The 593-nt window shown below is 42.5% G+C and carries 1 protein-coding gene; it reads left to right on the forward strand.

Annotation, left to right across the window (positions count from 1 at the left end; translation table 11 throughout):
• Positions 1-593 (forward strand): Nramp family divalent metal transporter (locus AC1DUA_RS40070; protein WP_477504940.1); only part of this gene is annotated, 593 nt, incomplete at both ends.

Genomic DNA, 593 nt, shown 5'->3' on the forward strand with positions numbered 1-593 from the left:
AGCCGCGTGTGATCTGGCCGAGGTAATCGGATCAGCTATTGCCTTGAATTTATTGTTTGGTCTTCCACTGCTATATGGCGTATTAATTACTTCCTTCGATGTTATCCTGGTTCTCATGCTACAAAATAAAGGCTTCCGCTATATCGAAGCCATTGTCATTTCCTTTATCTTAACAATCTTTGTCTGTTTCGGTATTGAAATGTTTCTATCCAAACCGGATATTATTGATATAATGGGTGGTTTTGTGCCTAGCACTGAAATCATTAAAAATCCGGCAATGCTTTACATTGCTCTAGGGATTCTGGGTGCAACCGTCATGCCACATAACCTATACCTGCACTCTGCTATTGTTCAAACAAGAAAGTACGAGGAGACGTCCGAAGGAAAACGTTCCGCAATTAAATTTGCGACGATCGATTCAACCGTCGCATTAATGTTTGCTCTATTCGTGAATGCAGCTATATTAATCCTGGCTGCAGCCGCCTTTCATACATCCGGTCATACGGAAGTAGCGGAAATCGAAGATGCATATCAATTGCTGACTCCTTTGCTGGGTACAAGCATAGCGAGTGTGCTATTTGCGGTTGCCTTAC

This window comes from Paenibacillus sp. 01T422, from assembly GCF_056398785.1.